This is a genomic window from Pseudoalteromonas sp. H71 (assembly GCF_001468485.1).
Classification (GTDB): Bacteria; Pseudomonadota; Gammaproteobacteria; order Enterobacterales; family Alteromonadaceae; genus Pseudoalteromonas.
The window spans coordinates 113,146-131,745 of sequence record NZ_LODI01000048.1; the positions used below are offsets into that span (position 1 = coordinate 113,146).

The following is an 18,600-nucleotide window of genomic DNA, read 5'->3' on the forward strand; positions in this document are numbered from 1 at the left end:
TGAAGAAGTTTTACTTTTTAATATATTTAGACCAACACTTTGGCAGAGTGAAAGTATATGTATTCAAGACGTCGTTAATAATCTTAAGTATTTAGAAAGACTATGTGGTGTAGAGTTTCACATAGTAATTACAATTAGAAAGCAAGTTGAAATGTTAACGTCAATTTATGCACAATGTTTTAATAGTTGTTATTCGAGACTTAAAGAAACAAAAAACTTTGAAAGTTTTTTGGATTATTTTTTTGAAGGTTCTGAACTTTATAAAGCTCTAAATTACGATTACGTTTTTTTTGAATTCAAAGAATCATTTGAACAGGTAAAGTTAATGGTATATGAAGAGCTTAAAAATAACGAAGAAGGGTTTTTAAGCGAACTTGGAAGTTATATCGGAGTGAAAATAGCTGCAGATAAACTTAAAGAAGATAATGTAAGAAAAGCTAAGGGTTATAAAAAAGTTGACGACTTTTCTCTTTCTGACTTACTAGGTAAAATAAGACAAAAAATTTACTTTTTAAGAAATATTAAGTTTCCATTACTAAGAAGAGCTTTTCATAAAGTTAAATTGAAAAAAATGACTGATGTTTCAAAAACAATAGTAATTAATGATGAGAGAAGTGCATTTATTAAAGATTTTTATAAAGGTTCTAATAAAAAGTTAGAAAAAAATACTGGAGTTGATTTGACTAGGAATGGTTATTTTTAATGCAAATATTTTCTTACTATTCTTTATAAAATAAGTATATAAATGGAAATTATATGAAGATTTTATTTTTACAACAAAAGGAATACTTTTCCGAGTTAGGTGTAGAGTTTAAAGGCTATGATGCAACATTTGGTTGTATTATTTCATTTAATATTTATAAAAATATAGCTAAGTACGATCTTGTTGTTTCCTGTATTGATCATGATAAAGATGCAAGAAAAATTATTGAAGCGGCAAATAGGATAGCAATTCCGACTGTTTTTTTAATGGATGGCGTTTACGATATTACAAATGCAAAAGAAAACCCTTTATTAAGAAAGCTGGGAGTTAAATTGCTAGAGCCTTTTATCTATGCAAATATATTTGTTCTTGGAGAAAGTTTTGTAAGTTATTTACAAGGGAAACATGATGTAAATGCGATCGATTATCTGCCCCTTAGAGCTAGCTTAAATATTGAAAATACTAAAAATATTTCTGATAGTGCTTTGATTACGACAGCTATAACACCGTACTTTAACCAAGAAGAAAGAAAAACTCTTATTATATGGTTGAAAAAAGTGATCGCTGTACTAACAAAACATTCTATTAGTTATGAAACAAGAATCTTTGATAGAAATATATTAAATGAGTTATCTATCGATGAATCATTAAATAGAGTTAGTTGTAGCTTAAGTGATGCCATTGGAATGCATAAAAATATCATATGCACACCTTCTACAGTTATTCATTCATTATCAAAATATAATGTGAATAACTTATGTTTAAACTTTAGAAAAGAGGCTTTACTTTATAATACAAATATTTCAGTTAATGATTTGGCTAACATCGAAAGTTCTATACTGAAATTAATTGATGATGATTATGATAGTGTATTAGATGGAAGGGTAAATATAGGTGTTAACCTTCTTGAGCACACTTACAAAACTTTTAAGTGCGACAATAGTGGTATAAAAAATAATAAATTCTACTTCTCGGTTAATTTTTTTCTAAGAACTATTTATAAAAAAATGCCTAATAAGTTAGCAAAAAAAATTAAAAAAATAATAACTAGATAACAGGTTTAGTGGATTTTAGATAATGAGAATTTTACATATTGCAGAAACATTAAAAGGTGGGGTTGCTTCAGTTATAAATGTTATCACTTCGGATAATTTATCTGAAAATATTATTTGTGGGCCAGCAGAGCACAAAAGTTACATTGAATCAGATAATTTTATTGGGTTTAAAGGGAGTTCTAGAGGGATGTTTAGAACAATGGTCTTTATTATTACAGTAATCAAAGCTGTTTTTAAAGTTAAGCCTGATATTGTTCATTTACATAGTTCAATCTCTATTTTAGTGATTCCATTTATTCTCCCTTTAAAATTAACAAGAAATTTTAAGATTGTTTATCAGCCACATGGGGTTTTTTACGATCCTCAAAAAAGTGGTAAAAATGTTATAAAAAATACAATAAAGCTAATTGAACTTTTATTAGGTAAGTTTGTAGATAAAGTTATTGCTATATCTTTCTATGAATCAAACTTTCTTAATAAAGTATTTAATAATAAAACGACAGTTTTATACAACCCTTGTACTAATATGCCTACTAAATTATGTAAAAATAGTCATTTGATAAACGATCGGTACTATCTTTTTATAGGTCGCTTAGATGAACAAAAGGGCTATGATTTACTAATAGAAAATTGGTCTAAAGTTTCAGATACTATTTTAAATATAGTTGGTGACACTGTTATCGGTAGTTTCGATAAATCAAAAATTACAAATGAGAAGATAAAGTTTTTAGGTTGGCAGAATAAGAAGGAAATTTCTGAATTACTTCTTGATGCCGAGGCATTAATTATGCCTAGCCGCTGGGAGGGGTTTGGTCTAGTCGCAATTGAAGCAATGGCGCATGGTGTGCCTGTTATTGCATCAAATAGAGGTGCTTTACCAGAGATTGTTACCAGTACTACAGGTGCTATTTTTGATTTAGATAATTTTAGCGCTTCACTTAAGGGGGCACTGTCAATCATTGAGAAAAAAGATAATACAGATTTGAGATCTAGCTGTATCAACTACTCCAAAAAATTTAATAGTGCAAACTATATTAATGAGTTACATAATCTATACTCGAAATTATTAAAGGATAAATAATGAAATATTCTAACCAAAACCCATTCACGCTCTTTGGTGGTATAAATGTTTTAGAGGATTTAGATTCTACTCTATTCGCATGTGAAAAATATGTTGAAGTGACTGACAAGCTTGGTATCCCCTACGTATTTAAAGCTTCTTTTGATAAAGCAAATCGCTCGTCGGTTGACTCATTTCGTGGTGTTGGTCTAGACAAAGGATTAGAGATTTTTAGCAAGCTAAAAGCAGAATTTGGTGTACCAATTATTACTGATGTACATGAAATACCCCAAATAGCACCCGTTGCTGACGTTGTTGATATATTACAAATCCCCGCATTTTTAGCACGCCAAACCGATTTTGTAGTCGCCGTTGCGAAGGCAGGTAAAGCTATAAATATAAAAAAACCACAATTTATGAGTCCAACACAAGTAAAGCATATTGTGACTAAGTGTCGCCAAGCAGGTAACGACGACATCATACTTTGTGAACGAGGCAGCTGTTTTGGTTACGACAATTTAGTCGTGGATATGCTGGGTTTTTCACAAATGAAAAAAGTATCAGATAACAGTCCTATTATTTTTGATGTAACACATAGCCTGCAACAACGCGATCCATTAGGTGATGCGTCTGGTGGACGAAGAGAGCAAGTACTAGAGCTTGCTAAAGCTGGGATTGCATTGGGTATAGCAGGCTTATTTTTAGAAGCCCATCCAGATCCTGATAATGCAAAATGTGACGGACCTAGTGCACTACCTTTAGACTTACTAGAGCCTTTTTTAAAACAAATTAAAGAGTTAGATGATTTGATTAAATCGCAGCCAAAGTTAGCTATTAAATAAGTTGATAAAAAGGTAATTAAAATTGAATTTTAACGATGACTTAAAAAATATTAAACTTGTTTTACTCGATGTAGACGGTGTTATGACTGATGGCTCTATTTATATTTCTGAAAACGGAGAAAGTATAAAAAAGTTTAACGTTAAAGATGGCTTAGCTATTGAGTTATTGCGCTGTCATGGAATTAACACGGGTGTTGTTTCTGGTAAAGCGAGTGCAGCGCTTACCTCTCGTTGTGAGGCGTTAGGTTTTGATTTTGTTATTACGGGTTGTAAAAATAAGTTGCCTAAAGTTACTGAGATTTGTAAGTCACTTAGTATTTCTATAGATGAAATTGCCTTTTGCGGTGATGATATACTCGACTTACCTGTAATGGAACCTTGTGGGGTAAGTTTTGCACCTGCTGATGCGCATGAACTCGTGTTAAAAAAAGCCGATATTGTATTAAATAGTACTGGTGGCAGTGGTGCGGTACGTGAGCTTGCCGACATGATACTACTTAGCCGATTACCCTNATTGGAAGATGTTTATCGTCCTTTATTAACTAAAATTGCAGCAGATGATGTTGTTTCATTAGAACAGTAAATTGAGTGATATAAGATGATTAAAGTAGTGATCCCTGCAAGGTATGGTTCGTCACGTTTACCGGGTAAGCCTTTACTTGAACTTAAGGGTAAACCTTTATTTTGGCATGTTGTGCAACGTGTTTTAGAGTCAGGTGTTTGCTTAGACGATATTATTATTGCAACAGACGATGATAGAATTTTTGAAGTGGCTAAACAGTTGAGCCTTCCTGTTTTAATGACCAGCAACCAGCACGAAAGTGGAACAGATAGGGTTAATGAAGTTGCAAAACACTTTGGTTGGGAAAGCGATACTATAGTTGTTAATGTACAAGGAGATGAGCCATTAATTCCACCTTCTGCAATTGTGAGTGTAATTGAGTTTGCTGTTAAAAATAAAAATTATGAAATTACGACTGCAGTGTCATCAATCGAGTCAACAATTGATTTAAATAACCCAAATATTGTTAAGGCAATTATTGCAGAAAACGGGCGTGCTCTTTATTTTACACGATGTGCTGCGCCGTTTAATCGTGATGAACCTCATACAATTTACAATTGTTTTAGGCATATTGGTATTTACACTTATAGGTGCGATGTTTTAAACAAGCTGTGCTTATTAGCTCCAGCACAATTAGAAAAAATTGAAAAGTTGGAACAGCTAAGAGCGTTGAGCCATGGTTACTCAATTGGTGCAACAGTACTTAGTAGCGCTCCTCCTCATGGTATTGACACTGTTGAGGATTACAAAGATTTACTCAAATTAATGGAAGATGAAGATGGACTTAAAAAGTATTGCTAGGGAAGTGATAAACACGGAGATTAAAGGTTTAGAACATGTTGCGGAAAATGTTGATGATAATTTTGTTGACGCTGTAAACGAAATTTTATCTACGAATGGCCGAGTTATAATATGTGGAATGGGTAAATCAGGTATTATTGGAAAAAAAATAGCTGCGTCTTTTGCTAGTACAGGCACCCCCAGCTTTTTTATGCATCCTGGCGAGGCTTTCCATGGCGATTTAGGTATGGTTACACCTGATGATGTTTTTGTTGCTATTTCATATAGTGGAGAAACTGATGAGGTTTTAAAGCTTCTACCTTTTTTACGTAACAATGGCAATAAAATAATCTCTATTACGGGTAAGCCACACTCTACCTTATCGCAAAGTTCAAATTTTAATTTAAATGTAGCAGTGCCAAAAGAAGCTTGTCCATTGCAATTGGCTCCTACAAGTTCAACTACAGCTACTTTAGTTCTAGGTGATGCATTAACTGTCGCGTTAATGGAGTCAAGAGAATTTAAAGAAGAAGGCTTTGCCAAGTTTCATCCTGGTGGGAGTTTAGGTAGAAAGTTATTAAGTAAAGTAAGTGATGAGATGATCACTGAGAATTTACCTGTAGTAAGCAAAGCAACAACGGCATCAGATTTAATTCAAATTATGACATCAAGTATGCAAGGGTTGGCAATTGTATGTGAATCAAATCAGCTATTTGGTGTTGTAACAGATGGTGATTTACGTCGTGCAATGAAAAACTTTGGTTCAGCAGTGTTTAATAAAACAACGGCGGACATATGCTCAATTGGGGCTAAAACAATTTCACCAGAGTCTTCTATGGAATTTGCTTTTGATCTAATGACTGAGCTGTCAGTTAACTCTCTTATAGTGACTGACAATAACGCTGTTGTCGGAATATTGAAGAAATAAATGTGAAAAAAGAACTTTTATTAAAATCATTACAAGTATTCTTTGTTAGAGGATTTGGTGCTGCAGCGGGATTTTTTTTGACGCTTACGGTAACTAATATAGGCAGCACCCACGACGCAGGTTTATTTTTATTTTGCTTTGCTCTTATTAGTGTTTTTGCTACGTTATTAACATTCGGATCACCACAAGCGCTCATACGTATTGTTGGTGCAAATCATGGTAACTGGAGCATAATTAACCATCAATTTTCTGTTATTATAAAAATTGTGTTTATTTCATGTTGTTTGCTATGGTTACTTTTTTACACATTTAAAAGAGAAATAGCTCTTTTTCTACTAAATAAACCCCTATTAGCAGATTTGCTACCTTTAACAGGGCTTGCTGTTTTACTTTTTGCATTTGTTCAGATTTTCTCTTCAGCACTACAAGGTAAACAATTCTCTGTTTTAGCCAGCATGGTTCAAAATGTAATTATGCCCGCATGCTTTATTACACTACTTATTTCTATTTTTTTATTTGGGTATGAGGTTAAAGCAATTCACTTTTTAATCATGTACGTAGTTAGTTTATTGGTAGCTGCAAGTATAGGTGCATTATTTTGGCTTAAGGATTCAAATAGCTGTATTAGCTATCGAGTTGGTTTTCCTGCGGAGTTGCGTTCGAGTTTATACCCACTGTTTATAGTTAGCGTAATGACTCTGAGTGTTCAATGGGCAGGACAGTTTGCTACAGCACGTTATTTAAATACTGATGAAATTGCTTTTTTTGCATCAGCACAGCGTACAGCACTGTTAGCTAGTTTTGTTTTAATTGCAGTCAATTTAGTTGTAGCTCCTAAATTTGCGCGAGCTTTTGCTAAAGGTGAACATTGTGATGTCGATAGTTTATCTCGTTTATCAAGCCGTTTGATGGTGGCTATGGCTTCACCCGTTTTATTGTTCATGTTTATCTTTCCCGAATTTTTAATGGGGTTATTTGGTGAAGAATATATTGTTGCAGCACCTTTATTACAAATTATGGCTGTTGGTCAATTTATTAATGTAATAACTGGTTCTGTAGGGTATTTATTAACTATGACAAATCATGAAAAGGACTTCAGAAATGTTGTTTTATTTTCTGGCCCATTAGCAATAATATTAGCTTTTGTTTTAACAAAAGAGTTTGGTTTAATTGGCGCGGCATATGCTACTGCTATCGCACTCGCTACACAAAATTTGCTTGCAGTATGGATGGTAAAAAAGCGCCTAGGATTTAACACGCTTAATATATTTAGAAAAATAGCATAAAGCTCACTTTGTTTAATTATTTGTAAGGATACATTTGTGTTTTTTAATAGCCCTTTATGGGTTGGTTTAGTTTTAGTTGCATTACTAGTAGGCTTAATTATATTTAAAATTAAGCCTATGGTCGTGTTTTCGCTCACAAGTGGAGTGCTATTTTTAACAGGTAGTGTGACACAAAATGTATTTTTAAGTGGCTTTATTAATAGTGCACTAGTTACTTTACTACTTCTTATAATTTGCAGCTTTGCAATTGAAAAAACGACATTTATAAAAAGCTTTGGCCAAAAGTTTTTTGGCGAAAACAAAATAATAAATTTAATTAAGTTATGCGTAAGTTGCAGTGTTGCATCAGGTTTTACCAATAATACCGCGGTGGTTTCTACTGTTATGGCGAGCATAAACCAAAATAAAAAGTTAATACCCAGCCATTTATTATTGCCTTTATCGTATGCGTGTATTGTTGGTGGTACCCTTACATTAGTGGGTACTTCTACAAACTTAATAGTGGCTGGTTTTGTTGAAACTGCGGGTTTAAACCCGCTTAGTATGTTTTCTACTACGCCAATAGCTGTATTTGTACTTTTTGCTAGCTTAGCTGTAATGATTCCTACTGCATACTACTTATTACCGACAAATAAGCCCGATATACTAGAAAATACTGAATATTTTATAGAAGCGAAAGTAGGTGCTAATTCATCGTTAATCAATAAAACGGTGTTAGAAAATGGTTTTAGAAATTTAGATGCGTTGTTTTTAGCAGAAGTAATACGAAACGATAAGTTAATAAGCCCCGTTGACCCAAACTTTCAAATACAAGCAAACGATAAGTTAATGTTTGCTGGCGATGTAAAAAACTTAACAACACTCAATAAATTTGATGGTTTAAAAGTATTAAATGACGACCTTGCGAGTATAAATAACAACCTTGTTCAAGTTGTTATTACGGCTGACGCTCGCATTAGCGGTAAAACTATTAAGCAAAGTAATTTTAGGTCTTTGTTTAACGCTACGGTTATTGGCGTTAGAAGAGGAGGCCAAAAAGTAACGGGTGGCCTTGGTAAAGTAAAGTTAAAACCGGGTGATGCTTTGTTATTGGCCGTAGGTAAAGACTTTAAAAATAGAAACAACTTAAAAAAGAATTTTATTGTTTTAAATGAAGAGCTAGGCAGTGGTCAGCTTTCTTCTGGGTTATCTAAATTGGTTATTGCCGGCTTTGTTTTAGCTTTGGGCGTGGCTGCTGTTGGTGCAATAAGCTTATTAAAGTCTTTATTAGTTTTATTGGGGTTTTATTTAGCGGTTGGTGCGCTATCAATTGCAGAAGTAAGGCGACGACTCCCATTTGAAATTGTAATTATTGTTGGCAGTGCCATAACTGTTGCACATGCAATGCAAAGTTCTGGGGTAGCTGAATATATTAGCGAAATAATACTGGTAATAAGTAGTGATTATGATGTGTTTGGCGCGTTTGTTGTGTTGTTTATTACTACGGTACTTTTAACCGAATTAATTACCAATAACGCAGCCGCGGCTTTAGTTTTTCCTATTGGGCTGACCCTAGCTAACCATTTTAATGCCGATCCAATGCCGTTTATTATGGCTGTAGCATTTGGTGCAAGTGCTAGTTTTTTATCGCCATTTGGTTACCAAACAAATTTAATGGTTTATTCGGCTGGGCAATATCAAATAAAGGATTATTTTAAATTTGGATTGCCTGTTTCACTCGTTTATTGCACTACTGCTATTTATGTAATACCCATTGTGTACGGGTTTTAATAGTGCCTCATAACATGATTATAAATTTAACTATAAGAGACATTGAATGACACAAAGTCCATATAAAACAGTAGACTCAGACACTGAAAAATCATCAGATGTTGTTTGGCACCAAGCTAGCGTTAGCCACGAAGATAGAGTTGAAAGTAACAAACATAGACCTGCTGTACTTTGGTTTACTGGTTTAAGCGGCTCAGGTAAGTCGACCATTGCTAATGCTGTCGATAAAATGTTACATGACGGTGGATGCAAAACTTATGTGCTCGATGGAGATAATATTCGCCATGGATTAAATGGCGATTTAACGTTTTCTGATGCCGATAGAATAGAAAATATAAGGCGAATTGGTGAGGTTGCAAAGCTTTTTGTAGATGCAGGTTTATTGGTGTGTTCTGCTTTTATTTCACCATTTAGATCTGATAGGCAAATGATTGCTAAAAAGCTCAACCAAGGTGAGTTTATAGAAGTTTTTATAGATACACCGCTTGGTATATGCGCTCAGCGTGACCCTAAAGGGCTTTATGCAAAAGTTAAAACGGGTGAAATAAAAAATTTTACAGGAATAGACTCTACCTATGAAGCTCCACAAAATGCAGACATAGTTATTAAAACGGCTGAGTTTTCTGTTGAAGATTGTGCGTTGCAAATTATAAATTATTTAAAGCAAAACGGATATTTTCAATAATTATAAGTTAGGATTTAATAAATGATTTACGATGTATTTAATGGCGATGCCGATGGCATTATTGCTTTAATTCAATTGCGTTTAAGTAACCCCGTAGAAAGTAAATTAATAACAGGTGTTAAGCGTGATAATAGTTTACTGAAACACGTTGATTTAAAAGATGCGACTCATGTAAACGCACTTGATATTTCAATGGAAAAAAATACAGAGGCCTTAACAAGCATTTTAAACAAAGGCGTTACTGTTTTTTATTGCGATCATCACAGAGCGGGGGTTGTTCCTAAATCAGATTATTTAACCACGTTAGTAGACACGTCTTCTGAAGTATGTACCAGCTTGTTAATTAGTGAAATGCTTGGCAACACATACATAAACTGGGCTATCGCTGCTGCTTATGGTGATAACTTAATAGCAACAGCCAATAAGCTTGCAGACAAATATAACCTTGATGAGCAGCAAAAATCGTTTTTAAACGAACTCGGTACCTTAATTAATTACAATGGGTATGGGGCATCGCTCAACGATTTGCATATAGAACCAGCTACTTTATTTTGTGTATTACGTGATACAAGTGACCCTTTTAGTTTACTGATAAATAAAAATTCGGTTTTTTATAAATTACAATCTGCGTACCAAGCAGATTATGCAAACGTTGCGGCTATTTCGCCTTATATTTGTAATGATATTTGTGAAGTATATATTTTACCTTGTACGGCATGGGCTAGGCGAATAAGTGGCGTTTACGGCAACGAGCTTGCGAACAAAAACCCAGCCAAAGCACATGCCGTTTTAACATTAAACGAAGATGGTAGTTATTTGGTTAGTGTGCGTGCACCTCTAAATAATAGAACGGGTGCCGATGAGGTTTGTTGTAAGTTTGCCACGGGTGGCGGGCGTAAGGCTGCTGCAGGAATTAATAAGTTAGCCAAAGCAGATGTAGATGTATTTATAGAAGTGCTTAACTATTTTTATGATAAATAAGAATAAAAATTCACATATTATAAATATAAATTTATTTTTTACTTTTGCTAATTAATTTAATAAGTTAAAAGCACCTTTGTTTTTTAATACTAATTAGCTAGGTGTTTTGGCTTATTTTTATTGAATATAACTGACTAATGCTTTATATTAACGATAGCTTAATGTTTACAAATTTATACAAAACTAGAGGGATTTTAGTGTGGTTACTTCAAGGACGTTTAAGCCTTCGGGCTCTTCTGATGCCAATTTTTATCGATTGTTTGACTTACTTTGCCTTTTTTTAGCGTTTCAGCTTTCATCCCTTATTTATTCATTTACCTTTAATACTGCTTACTTAGTTGCGGTACTTTTTGTTGCTGTGGCTTACATGTATTGCGCCGAATTGTTTTCGGCTTATCGTTCGTGGCGAGCAGGTAAGTTTAGAAGCATGGTGTTGTGTGCCTGGGGCTCGTTAACTATTGCGTTTTTATGCCTGTTTGTAATTTCGTTTATGTTTAAATTTACCGAAACCTATTCTCGCATTGGTTTAGGTGTTTGGTTTTTATGTAGCACGCTGTTTTTATATGCATGGCGCTTAACGGTGTTTTTATACAAGCGTAACCGCCGTAAGCTAGGTATGAACTTACGTAATGTTGCCATTGTAGGGGCTACCGAAAGCGGTGCGTACTTATTTACCGAAATAGATAATAACGACGAACTCGGCTTTAAATTTAAAGGCTTTTTTGACGACCGTAAGCCAGAACGTTTAAGCGATAAGCTTGCCATTAGCAGTGTTGAAGGCAGTATACAAACGGCTGTTGATGCCGCTAAAGCCGGCGAGATAGACATACTATATATTGCACTGCCATTAAAGGCCGAAAAGCGCATTGCCGATATTTTAAAGCAGTTGGGCGACACCACGGTAGATGTACATATAATACCCGACTTTTTACTCTCGAACCTTATACATGCACGCATAGAGCATGTTGGCGAGGTTGACACGTTAAGCGTGTTTGAGTCGCCTTTTATTGGCGCGCACGAATTTATTAAACGCACCGAAGACATAATAGTAGCCAGCCTTATTTTATTACTTATTTCGCCATTGTTAGTGGTTATTGCTGCCGCTGTAAAAATAACGTCAAAAGGGCCTGTTATATTTAAGCAAGACCGCTACGGGCTTGATGGCAAAAAAATTAAAGTGTGGAAGTTCCGCTCTATGAGTGTGACCGAAAATAGCCATATTGTTACGCAAGCCACTAAAAACGATGCACGTGTAACACCTTTAGGTGGTTTTTTACGCCGCACTAGCTTAGACGAGCTTCCCCAGTTTATAAATGTATTAAAAGGCGATATGTCGATTGTTGGGCCACGGCCGCACGCAGTAGCCCATAACGAGGAATACCGTAAAAAGGTCGACTTTTATATGTTTAGGCATAAAGCAAAGCCGGGAATTACGGGTTGGGCACAAATTAATGGGTGGCGGGGCGAAACCGACACCTTAAACAAAATGACCAAACGTGTAGAGTACGATTTACATTACATTAAGCATTGGTCTTTATGGTTTGACATAAAAATTATTTTTTTAACAATATTTAAGGGATTTAAAAATGCAAACGCTTACTAACCCCGTTAAAGGTTTACTATTAGTTGCAGGTATGGGTATAGCAACGCCTGCCATGGCAGAGCTAAACCCGGGCAGTGTTATAACAAAAGATGGCGCACAAATTACGCCTACGTTAACCACGGGTATTAGCAGTAACGATAACTTTTTTAGCACCCCAACCGACGAAGAGTCGCGTTTAATTTGGACTATAGCGCCAAACGTTGATGCACTAATAGAAGACGGTGTTAACTACTATAACTTTAACGTTGCAACCAGCACTAGCATACACAATAAAGACAGCGCCGATAATTTTACCCAAGTTAATTTAAGTGCTGCAACCCATAATGAATTTACCAGTAAGCACAGGCTTGACTTTAACGCCACAGCCGATTGGTTGTTTGAGCCACGTGGTAGCGGTTTAACCGAAGGCTTAGGCGATGCAGTAAACGAACTGGTTGAATACCAACAACAAAGCTTAAATGGCCGCTACGAATTTGGCGCCGAAAGCTCAAAAGCGCAAGTTGCTTTAATGGGTGGGGTTTTTAATAAAAAATACCAAAACTTTAGGGCTATTTCGCAGTTTCGTGACTACGACAGAACTACCCTAGGTATTGTTGGTTACTATAATACTCAAGCCGCTACACGTACCTTTTTAGAGCTAAAACAAGAAGACTACCGTTACGACGTAATAGACGCTAACGGTATAAGCCGTGACTCAGACGACGTAAGAGTGTTGTTTGGTATGGAGTGGGATGCAACTGCGCTTACATCGGGCTCGGTTAAATTAGGTTACCAAAAAAAGGATTTTGCTGCCGAGCAGCGTGAAAACTTTAGCGGACTGAGCTGGGAGGCAGGCGTTACTTGGCAACCACTTAGTTACTCGTTTGTTGACTTTAGTACTAGCCGCGCCGCAAAAGACCCACTAGTTGAAGGCGATTACATTCGTGAAAGTGTATACCGTGCAACATGGACACACGATTGGAACGACCAGCTTAGTACCAGTGCTGGGCTGTCGTACACCGACGAAAAATACGTAGGTGAAATTGGCCGTAAAGACAAAACCAGCAATGCTAACTTTGCAGTAAGCTATACCACAAACAGCTTTGGTATGGTTTCGACTTATGTTGACTTTATTGATAAAGACTCTACGCAAGACGCACTAAAGTTTGACCGCATGGTTGTAGGCATTAACTTTACATTTGCACTAAAGGCTAATTAATGAAATTTGGTATTTTTATTACTGGTTTATTTATAAATTTAGTAATGGGTAATCTTGCGCATGCTGCGCAAGATTACGTTTTAGGCGCGGGCGACAAGGTTGAAATAAAAGTATTTGGCCAGCCCGACCTAGAAGTAACCGCGTTATTGGGTAACAGCGGCGAAGTAAGTTACCCGTTTTTAGGTAAAATTAAATTGGCCGGTTTAAGTACAACGCAAGTTGAAAACTTAATTACCCAAGGTTTAAAGCCCGACTACCTTGTAAACCCAAACGTATATGTACAAGTTACTGAATACCGCCCATTTTATATACATGGCGAAGTTAAAAGCCCTGGCGCATACCCATACCAACCCGCGATGACAGTAAACCAAGCCGTCGCACTAGCCGGAGGTTTAACCGAGCGCGCATCGCTTGATAAAATATACATATTTAAAGAGCAAACTAAGCAGCAGCAACAAAAAGGTAATTTAAATAGCCAAATTGCAGCGGGCGATACAATAAAAATAGAACAGCGCTTGTTTTAAGCAATTGTTAGGGCAGTAATAAATGAACCAAATAAACGAAAACCTACAAAACGAAGAAGTAATAGATTTAAGCGCTTACTTAACTGTTATAAAGCGCAACAAATGGCGTATTTTAAGTTTTGCATTAGTAGTTACACTATTAATTACTATGATAACGTTAACGCTAATACCACGTTATACCGCAACCGCTACATTATTAATTGAGGCCGAACAAAGCAAAGCAGTAAGCTTTGACGAAGTTTACGGGCTCGACTCATCTAAAAAAGAATACTACCTTACCCAGTTTGAAGTTATTAAGTCGGACAGTATTGCCCGCGAGGTAATTACTAAACTTGATTTAAAAGCCCATACCGATTTTATCCCTAAGCCTTCTTTTATTGGTGAAGCCACTGGTTTTGTAAAAGGGTTATTTCCTTTTTTAAATAAAGCAGAACAGCTACAGCTTACTGATCAAGAAATACAAGACTTACAAATGCTTGGCTTGCTTGAAGCGTTTAAAAGTAGGTTAACGGTTTCGCCTATTCGTAAAACCCAACTAGTAAATGTTAGTTTTGAGTCGAGCGACCCAAAGCTTGCTGCTTTAGTGGCTAATACCGTGGGCGAAGTGTACATAGAAAGCCAAATGCGCGCTAAAATGGGCATTACTCAGCAAGCGTCTAGCTGGTTAAATACGCGTTTATTTCAGTTACGTGTGCAACTTGACGACTCTGAAGAAAAACTGCAAGCCTACCGTGAAGCACAAAAACTAGTAGATATTGAAGGTATTGCGGGTTTAGTAACCCAAGAGCTTGAGCAAACGTCTGAGCAGTTAGTGACTGCCCGCACCGAAAAAAATAACCTACAAAGCATTAACCGTGTAATAAGTGAATACGGTAATAACAATTTAGATTTACTGGGTAGTATGCCTGAAATTACATCGCACAAAGTGGTGCAAGATGTAAAACGCGAAGTTATTTTAGTAGAACGTAAAGTAAGTGAACTTAGCGAAGTTTACGGCCCTAAGCACCCTAAAATAATATCGGCAAAGGCGGAGCTGGCTACGGTTAAAAGTAACTTAAATAAGCAAATTAAAGGCCTGATTACCGGCATAGAAAAAGAGCTAAACCGTATTACGCGCACCGTTAGCGCCCTTGAGGCCGATTTAGTTAAAATACGCGCTGAATACCAAGAAATAACGCGTAAAGAAACCGCCTACAACCAGCTTAAACGCGAAGTTGAAACTAACCGTAATATATTTAATACGTTTTTATCGCGTTCACGCGAAACCGAAGTAACAAGCGACTTTAGCTCGGCAGCGGCACGCTTTACTGATCGCGCATACGCACCAAAAGATCCAAGCAAACCAAATAAAAAACTGATTGTGGTTTTAGCGTTTGTGGCAAGTTTTGGTTTTGCTGTGGTAATGAGCTTTGTGTTTGATGCTTTAAACGACACGATTAAAAACAAAAACGACGTTGAAAACAAACTAGCGCAACGTATGTTGGGTATTTTACCGTTTGTTAAAGTGCCTAAAAATAGTGTATTTGGTATTCATGCCTATTTTGACGAGCATTACAGGCGTTTTGCCGAGTCGGTACGTACGTTTCGTACCAGTTTATTGTTAACCCAGCTTGACCGCGAGCACAAAGTTATTGCGGTTACGTCTAGCTCGCCGGGTGAAGGTAAAACAACTACGTCGACCAATTTAGCGATGTCGCTTGCGCAAATGGGTAAAGTATTATTAATTGATGGCGATTTACGTAAACCCAGTATTGCTAAACGCTTTGATATACCCGTATTTCATCCAGGTTTAAGTAACCTAATTGTGGGTACTGAACAATTAAGCGAATGTATACACATTGACGAGCAGTCGGGCGTGACTATTATGCCAAGTGGGCAAATACCGGGTAACCCGTTAGAGCTGCTTTCGAGCAACCAATTTAATGAGTTGTTGGTAAGATTAAAACAAACCTACGACCATATAATTATTGATACACCACCTACCCAAGCGGTGAGTGACGCATTAGTAATAGCGCAAAATACCGATTCGGTTATTTATGTTGTTAAAGCCGATTTAACACGCATTAAACCTATTAAAGCGGGTATTGAGCGTTTGTTTGAATCTAAAGCGCATATTGCTGGGGTTGTTGTTAACCAAGTAGATATAACTAAGTCGAAAGAAGAACATAATTATGGCTACTACGACTATTACGATTACACTCAGCAATCTGAAAAGTCGTAATTAACGGTATTATGATAGATATACATTCCCACATATTACCTGGGCTTGATGATGGCGCTAAAGACTTGAATGAGTCTTTAGCGCTTTTAACCATGGCGCAAGCCGATGGTATAACCCATATGGTAGCTACCCCGCATATTCATTTAGGCCGCTTTAATAATGCGGCCTCGCACATTTACGACGACCTAGCTAAATTAAAACACGCCGCCAGTGATGCAAATATTAATGTAGAGCTAGCAGTAGCCGCAGAGGTTAGGCTAGATGTAGAGCTAATGACCTTGGTAATGAGCAAAAAGCTGCCCTTTATTGGTAATGTAAATGGCGCTAATTACGTGTTGCTTGAGTTACCGCATTCGCATGTACCGCAAGGGTTTGACAAGTTTATTAGTTGGCTGGCTAAGCAAAATATTAAAACTATTATTCCGCACCCAGAGCGTAACCGCGATATACAAGCTAAGCCTTTTTACATAGAGCGCTTAAAGCAATTGGGCTGTGAATTTCAGTTAACGGCTTCAAGTATTGAAGGCGAGTGGGGCGAACAGGCGCAAACTATTAGCCTTGATATGCTTAAAAATGGGTTAGTGACTTACGTTGCAAGTGATGCTCATTCGGTTAAACGTAGGCCGCCTATTTTAAGTAAGGCAAAAAGTATTGTTAGCGATTTAATAGGGGCTGAACAAGCAGAGGCGTTGTTTTATAAAAACCCACTGCGTTTAACCCAAAGTTTGTTTAACGATGCGCTTAACGGTGCGGTTAATGAGTAATAGCGTGGCCAAGCCAAATAAAGCGATTAAAATGGTGCAGGTAGTTTTACTTGCGCTAATTACTGTGGGTGTATGTGTAAGCAGTATTAATAGTATGCGCGCGAATGCGTGGTTTTTTAATGCTAAAAATACGCTGCAGGGGCTAAATAGCCAAGCTGATAACACGTTAAATATTGAGCTTGCACAAAGCGCTATTAGCCTTGCGAGTGAGCTTGACCCTTCACACCCTCATTACCATGAAGTTTTTGCGCATGTTAAGTTGCTGCAATTAAACCCAGCAAATACAGATGAGGCAATAGCGCATAATTTACGTGTGTTAAAACAGGCTGAGGCTAGGCTGCTTGAGTCGGTTAAATACAGGCAAACTTGGTCCGAAACCTGGATTGCGTTGGCTAAGGTAGTAAGTTACCAAGAAGGGCCAACCGATCGTGTGTTTGAGTATATTGAGCAGGCTAAACGCGTGGGTCCGTATAAAATTGATGTTCATTTAGGTGCTATAGAAATAGCACTAATGAACTGGCAACAACTCCCTCCAAAATATAAAGCGTTATATGTTAACGAGCTTAAGTTAGCAGCTAAGCACGGCCATAAGTTTTCACGCGCTTTTGATATTGCTAAGCAGGTAGATGCTTTACCTATTTTATGTTTGTCGCTTAAATTTGGCGCTCATTTTGATCCAGTCAGAACCAGTTGGATGTTTATAAAACAGTGTAAATAGGTTTTGTAAGGGAAAGATGTTAGATGGCAGATTTCAGATTACAGTTAGTAGATCTAAAACCATACCCACGAGATTAGAGCGAAATTGCTTGTATTTACTTGTAAACGCTGAGCTTGCTCACTTTAGAAGCGCAGCTTCTTTTTAAAAGATTATTTGCACAAAGAGAAGCGAATGAGAAGTAAATGAGAAAACATTAAGACAGTAATGCTGTTTTTTATTTAATCACTAAATCACTGCTCTAAAGCGGAGCGTCTCTTAACCTCTCTGTGAATATTTAATTATTTTTTAATAACTTGCGCCAGCAAGCTGCGCGTCTACGCTGTAAAGTTTAAGTTAGTTTTGTAGACGTTGAGCTTGCTCACGTTAGAAGCGCAGCTTCTTTTTGAAAGATCATTTGCACTAAGAGAAGCGAATGAGAAGTAAATGAGAAGACATTAAGACAGTAATGCTGTTTTTTTATTTAATCACGAAATCACTTCTCTAAAGCGCAGCGTCTCATGACCTCTTTGTGAATATTTAATTATTTTTTAATAACTTGCGCCAGCAAGCTGCGCGTCTATGGTGTGAAATTGACTTTGCTTTGTAGACGTAGAGCTTGCTCACGTTAGAAGCGAAGCTTCTTGTTACTTATAAATAAAATATAACCACCGAGAACACTAAGGCGCTGGGCGGTGTTTTTCAAGTTAGTTGTCGCATCAAGTTAAATTTTATGCCGCCCGCACTTCTTCTTTTTTCTCTGGATTCAAATTTACTTCCTTGATCATCGTCCAATCTCTAGACTTTCCTGACCAACGACTTGGATTCTGTAATTTCGCCATTTCATTAACCCGATGGCGCTTCGCTAGGATCGCTTTATCTAAGCCTAAATGGCGCTGATTTGGCGTGACAAACTTAATACCGCTATGTAAATGTTCATCGTT

17 protein-coding genes and 1 pseudogene are annotated in these 18,600 nt (G+C 36.6%); 17 read left to right on the forward strand and 1 reads right to left on the reverse strand.

The features are described 5' to 3' along the window. The 17 genes from ATS71_RS18270 to ATS71_RS18350 all read left to right on the forward strand — a co-directional run. On the forward strand, positions 1-703 hold a 703-nt coding region (locus ATS71_RS18270), incomplete at its 5' end, for a hypothetical protein (RefSeq protein ID WP_160327106.1). A 53-nt stretch (positions 704-756) separates the two neighbouring features. Then, positions 757-1,758, forward strand: coding sequence for a hypothetical protein (locus ATS71_RS18275; protein WP_058406066.1), 1,002 nt, complete (start codon positions 757-759; stop codon positions 1,756-1,758). A gap of 22 nt (positions 1,759-1,780) precedes the next feature. Then, a complete protein-coding gene (locus ATS71_RS18280) occupies positions 1,781-2,839 on the forward strand; it encodes a glycosyltransferase family 4 protein (RefSeq protein WP_058406067.1) in 1,059 nt (352 codons plus the stop codon). Beyond that, positions 2,839-3,660 carry a 3-deoxy-8-phosphooctulonate synthase gene (kdsA, locus tag ATS71_RS18285; RefSeq protein WP_058406068.1) on the forward strand — a complete coding sequence of 274 codons (822 nt, stop codon included), beginning with the start codon at positions 2,839-2,841 and terminating at the stop codon, positions 3,658-3,660. The genes ATS71_RS18280 and kdsA overlap by 1 nt, the downstream gene beginning before the upstream one ends. Positions 3,661-3,682: 22 nt before the next feature. After that, positions 3,683-4,172 (forward strand): KdsC family phosphatase (locus tag ATS71_RS18290; RefSeq protein WP_268801460.1); only part of this gene is annotated, 490 nt, incomplete at its 3' end. A gap of 86 nt (positions 4,173-4,258) precedes the next feature. Next, on the forward strand, positions 4,259-5,023 hold the full coding sequence (gene kdsB, locus ATS71_RS18295; RefSeq protein ID WP_058406069.1) for a 3-deoxy-manno-octulosonate cytidylyltransferase: 765 nt from the start codon (positions 4,259-4,261) through the stop codon (positions 5,021-5,023). Then, positions 5,001-5,930 (forward strand): KpsF/GutQ family sugar-phosphate isomerase, encoded by a 930-nt coding sequence (locus ATS71_RS18300; protein ID WP_152995696.1) that lies wholly within the window; start codon positions 5,001-5,003, stop codon positions 5,928-5,930. Before kdsB ends, ATS71_RS18300 begins: the two co-directional genes overlap by 23 nt. Positions 5,931-5,932: 2 nt before the next feature. Next, positions 5,933-7,216, forward strand: a complete 1,284-nt coding sequence (locus ATS71_RS18305) for an oligosaccharide flippase family protein (RefSeq protein WP_058406071.1) — start codon at positions 5,933-5,935, stop codon at positions 7,214-7,216. Between the two features lie 36 nt (positions 7,217-7,252). Then, positions 7,253-8,986: an SLC13 family permease gene (locus ATS71_RS18310; protein WP_058406072.1), complete on the forward strand. Its 1,734-nt coding sequence runs from the start codon at positions 7,253-7,255 to the stop codon at positions 8,984-8,986. A 46-nt stretch (positions 8,987-9,032) separates the two neighbouring features. Beyond that, the gene (cysC, locus tag ATS71_RS18315; RefSeq protein WP_058406073.1) at positions 9,033-9,671 is read left to right on the forward strand and encodes an adenylyl-sulfate kinase; all 639 of its coding nucleotides are present in this window, start codon (positions 9,033-9,035) and stop codon (positions 9,669-9,671) included. Positions 9,672-9,692: 21 nt separating this feature from the next. Continuing rightward, the gene (locus ATS71_RS18320; protein WP_058406074.1) at positions 9,693-10,652 is read left to right on the forward strand and encodes a hypothetical protein; all 960 of its coding nucleotides are present in this window, start codon (positions 9,693-9,695) and stop codon (positions 10,650-10,652) included. A gap of 199 nt (positions 10,653-10,851) precedes the next feature. Beyond that, positions 10,852-12,255 carry an undecaprenyl-phosphate glucose phosphotransferase gene (locus ATS71_RS18325; RefSeq protein WP_058406075.1) on the forward strand — a complete coding sequence of 468 codons (1,404 nt, stop codon included), beginning with the start codon at positions 10,852-10,854 and terminating at the stop codon, positions 12,253-12,255. Then, on the forward strand, positions 12,239-13,453 hold the full coding sequence (locus ATS71_RS18330) for an outer membrane beta-barrel protein (RefSeq protein WP_058406076.1): 1,215 nt from the start codon (positions 12,239-12,241) through the stop codon (positions 13,451-13,453). Before ATS71_RS18325 ends, ATS71_RS18330 begins: the two co-directional genes overlap by 17 nt. Then, on the forward strand, positions 13,453-13,977 hold the full coding sequence (locus tag ATS71_RS18335; protein ID WP_058406077.1) for a polysaccharide biosynthesis/export family protein: 525 nt from the start codon (positions 13,453-13,455) through the stop codon (positions 13,975-13,977). The genes ATS71_RS18330 and ATS71_RS18335 overlap by 1 nt, the downstream gene beginning before the upstream one ends. 22 nt (positions 13,978-13,999) lie before the next feature. Beyond that, positions 14,000-16,198, forward strand: coding sequence for a GumC family protein (locus ATS71_RS18340; protein ID WP_058406078.1), 2,199 nt, complete (start codon positions 14,000-14,002; stop codon positions 16,196-16,198). A gap of 11 nt (positions 16,199-16,209) precedes the next feature. After that, a complete protein-coding gene (locus ATS71_RS18345) occupies positions 16,210-16,962 on the forward strand; it encodes a tyrosine-protein phosphatase (protein ID WP_058406079.1) in 753 nt (250 codons plus the stop codon). Next, a complete protein-coding gene (locus ATS71_RS18350) occupies positions 16,955-17,680 on the forward strand; it encodes a VpsP family polysaccharide biosynthesis protein (RefSeq protein WP_058406080.1) in 726 nt (241 codons plus the stop codon). The genes ATS71_RS18345 and ATS71_RS18350 overlap by 8 nt, the downstream gene beginning before the upstream one ends. Positions 17,681-18,387: 707 nt before the next feature. Here ATS71_RS18350 and ATS71_RS18650 read toward each other — a convergent pair. Next, positions 18,388-18,600, reverse strand: a pseudogene (locus tag ATS71_RS18650) (IS3 family transposase); the annotation flags it as partial.

Bases quoted from the DNA above. Each gene is read 5' to 3' on its own strand.
- ATS71_RS18275 (WP_058406066.1), top strand. From the start codon at position 757: ATGAAGATTTTATTTTTACAACAAAAGGAATACTTTTCCGAGTTAGGT.
- ATS71_RS18280 (WP_058406067.1), top strand. From the start codon at position 1,781: ATGAGAATTTTACATATTGCAGAAACATTAAAAGGTGGGGTTGCTTCA.
- kdsA (WP_058406068.1), top strand. From the start codon at position 2,839: ATGAAATATTCTAACCAAAACCCATTCACGCTCTTTGGTGGTATAAAT.
- kdsB (WP_058406069.1), top strand. From the start codon at position 4,259: ATGATTAAAGTAGTGATCCCTGCAAGGTATGGTTCGTCACGTTTACCG.
- ATS71_RS18300 (WP_152995696.1), top strand. From the start codon at position 5,001: ATGGACTTAAAAAGTATTGCTAGGGAAGTGATAAACACGGAGATTAAA.
- cysC (WP_058406073.1), top strand. From the start codon at position 9,033: ATGACACAAAGTCCATATAAAACAGTAGACTCAGACACTGAAAAATCA.
- ATS71_RS18320 (WP_058406074.1), top strand. From the start codon at position 9,693: ATGATTTACGATGTATTTAATGGCGATGCCGATGGCATTATTGCTTTA.
- ATS71_RS18330 (WP_058406076.1), top strand. From the start codon at position 12,239: ATGCAAACGCTTACTAACCCCGTTAAAGGTTTACTATTAGTTGCAGGT.
- ATS71_RS18335 (WP_058406077.1), top strand. From the start codon at position 13,453: ATGAAATTTGGTATTTTTATTACTGGTTTATTTATAAATTTAGTAATG.
- ATS71_RS18340 (WP_058406078.1), top strand. From the start codon at position 14,000: ATGAACCAAATAAACGAAAACCTACAAAACGAAGAAGTAATAGATTTA.
- ATS71_RS18345 (WP_058406079.1), top strand. From the start codon at position 16,210: ATGATAGATATACATTCCCACATATTACCTGGGCTTGATGATGGCGCT.
- ATS71_RS18350 (WP_058406080.1), top strand. From the start codon at position 16,955: ATGAGTAATAGCGTGGCCAAGCCAAATAAAGCGATTAAAATGGTGCAG.